This window comes from Devosia sp., from assembly GCF_028290645.1.
Taxonomy (GTDB): Bacteria; Pseudomonadota; Alphaproteobacteria; order Rhizobiales; family Devosiaceae; genus Devosia_A.
Window position 1 is genome coordinate 1 of sequence record NZ_JAQGJL010000145.1, and the last position, 2654, is coordinate 2654.

General features: G+C 63.4%; 2 protein-coding genes. One reads left to right on the forward strand and one right to left on the reverse strand.

All coding sequences use genetic code 11. The features are described 5' to 3' along the window. Positions 1-101: 101 nt before the first annotated feature. Entirely contained in the window at positions 102-914 is an 813-nt protein-coding gene (locus JWQ89_RS08365) for an inositol monophosphatase family protein (protein WP_299640047.1), read from the reverse strand. 281 nt (positions 915-1195) lie between these two features. Between JWQ89_RS08365 and JWQ89_RS08370 the strand changes: the two genes are divergently transcribed. Then, positions 1196-2654 (forward strand): ABC transporter substrate-binding protein (locus tag JWQ89_RS08370; RefSeq protein WP_299640048.1); only part of this gene is annotated, 1459 nt, incomplete at its 3' end.

Genomic DNA, 2654 nt, shown 5'->3' on the forward strand with positions numbered 1-2654 from the left:
AAGGCTTGGCCAATAGGCTAAACCTAAGATTTCGCTTTCTCCCCCGCCAAGGGGGAGGGGGGCATCGAGTCTTGTGGGAGCGTCGAAGCTATCCCTCCCTACTACCGCGGATCCTTCCTCGGCACGTCCTTCAGCTTCTCGATCAGGTACGCATGGGTCGCCTTGTTGGCGACGATCATCGTGCCGGTCTGCTCGAAGTATTCGGGGCCCCTGCCCCACCAGTCGGTGACGATGCCGCCGGCTTCCTCGACGAAGAGGATGCCCGCGGCGGTGTCGACGAAGCCGGTTTCCTCGTAGTAGCCGGTGAGCCGGCCCAGCGCGACATAGGCGCAGGAATTGGCAGCGCTGCCGACGATGCGGACCGCGCCGATGGGGGCGCGAATGGCGTCGAGGCGGTCGTAGGCGCCGGGATAGAGCGAGAGGCCGGGGGTGGGCAGGCCCGTGCCGATGCACATGAGGCCGATATCGGTCTGCTCGCTGACCTGCAGGCGCTCGCCGTTCATGAAGCTGCCCTGCCCCTTGATGGCGGTGAACATCTCGTCGGCGGGCGGGTTGTAGAGCACGCCCGCCACCGTCTCGTTGCCGCGGCGGAGGGCGATCGAGATGGTGTAGTGCATGCCGTTGATGAAGTTGGTGGTGCCGTCGATGGGGTCGACCAGCCAGCGAAAGTCCTGGTCGGCCTTGTCGACGGGTGGGAACTCTTCGCCGGTAAAGCTCCACTCCGGGTAGCGCTCGAACAGGAACTTGCGGATCAGCAGTTCGGATTCCTTGTCCGCGTCGGAGACGAAATCGGCGGGGCCCTTGATGCCGATTTCGAGGTCGCGGAAGCGCTTGAAATAGCCCTGGGTCAGGGCGCCGGCCTGGCGCGCCACATTCACCATGTCGTCGAGGACGGCGTCGTAGGAAATGGTCATCTGAATCACTCGTTTGCCCGAGGGCCGAAGTCTAGCGCGAGAAGGCACCGTGGAGCAGGCGCAAATCGGCTTAAAGCGTCTTGCGGAACGAGATTTCGCTTTCTCCGGAGGGGAACAAAGGGCGTTCCGCATTGGGGGACGGGCGCGGTAAGAATAGACTACCGCGGGTCTAGGGTTTTTGGGCAGGACAGGCTACTCAGATGCCAATCGGAGGCAGTTCATGCGCCTCCCGCCGAACCAGTGTCTTCGGTTCGGATGATAACGAACAAGGAGTTCCTCGAATGAACCAGATTTCCGTCCGTCGCGCGCTCGTCGCGGCTGCGCTGCTCGGCAGCGTGGCGCTGGCGCCGCTCGCCATGGCGCAGGAGTTCGATCCCAACGCCACCATCCGCATCGGCTCGCTGTACGAGCCGCAGAACCTCGACAACACCGCCGGCGCCGGCCAGGGCATCAACGAGGCGTTCAACGGCAATGTCTACGAGGCGCTGTTCCAGCTGACCGATGCCGGGACCGTGGAACCGGGGCTGGTGGATAGCTACACGACCAGCGAGGACGGACTCACCTACACCTTCAAGCTGAAGCCGGGCGTCACCTTCCACTCGGGCGATCCGCTGACTGCCGCCGACGTGAAATACTCGATCGAGCGCGTTACCGCCGAAGCCTCGAAGAGCTCGCGCAAGAAGAGCCTCTCGACCATCACCGGCGTCGAGACGCCGGATGACGCGACCGTGGTCATCACGCTCTCGGCCCGCTCGATCTCGCTGCCCTACAATCTCAGCTATGTCTGGATCGTCAACGACAAGGCGACCGACATCACTGCGACCGAAGACGGCACGGGCCCCTATACGCTCGGCGAATGGCGCCGCGGTTCGGCGCTGGCGCTGGCGCGGTTCGACAAGTACTGGGGCGAGGCACCGACCAATGCCGAGGTGGTGTTCAACTATTTCACCGACGCCACCGCGCTGAACAATGCGCTGCTGACCAACGCGGTCGACATCGTTACCTCGGTGCAGAGCCCGGATTCGCTGACGCAGTTCACCGGCAATCCAGCCTATACCGTGACCGCGGGCGCTTCGACGACCAAGGAGATCCTCGCCTATAACGACCGGGTCGCGCCGTTCGACAACGTCAAGGTGCGCAAGGCGCTCGCCCGCGCCACCGACAAGGCGAAGCTGCTGAATTCGATCTGGGGCGATTATGGCTTGGTGATCGGCTCGTTCGTGCCGCCGACTGACCCGTGGTATGTCGATCTCACCGGCGTCGACGCCTACGATCCGGAAAGCGCCAAGGCGCTGCTGGCCGAGGCCGGCTATCCCGACGGCTTCGAGTTCACCCTCGATACGCCCGACTACGATCCGCACCCGCTCGTCGCGCAGTTCCTGCAGACCGAATATGCCAAGGTCGGCGTGAAGGTGAACATCAACATCATCACGGCCAACGAGTGGTACACCAAGGTCTACCAGCAGCACGACTTCCAGGCGACGCTGCAGGAGCACGTGAACCATCGCGATATCGTGTTCTACGGCAACCCGGACTTCTACTGGGGCTACAACAACCCCGAAGTGGTGAAGCTGATCGCCGACTCCGAGGCGGCGGCGACGGTCGAGGAGCAGACGGCCAAGCTGCTGGAGGCCAACAAGCTCATCGCCGAGGACGCGGCCAGCAACTGGCTCTACCTCTATCCGCAGATCGTGGTGTCGACGGCCAATGTCTCCGGCTACCCGGTGAACGGGCTGAACT

Excerpts from the sequence above, each read along its gene's own strand:
- JWQ89_RS08365 (WP_299640047.1), bottom strand. The coding sequence starts at position 914 with ATGACCATTTCCTACGACGCCGTCCTCGACGACATGGTGAATGTGGCG.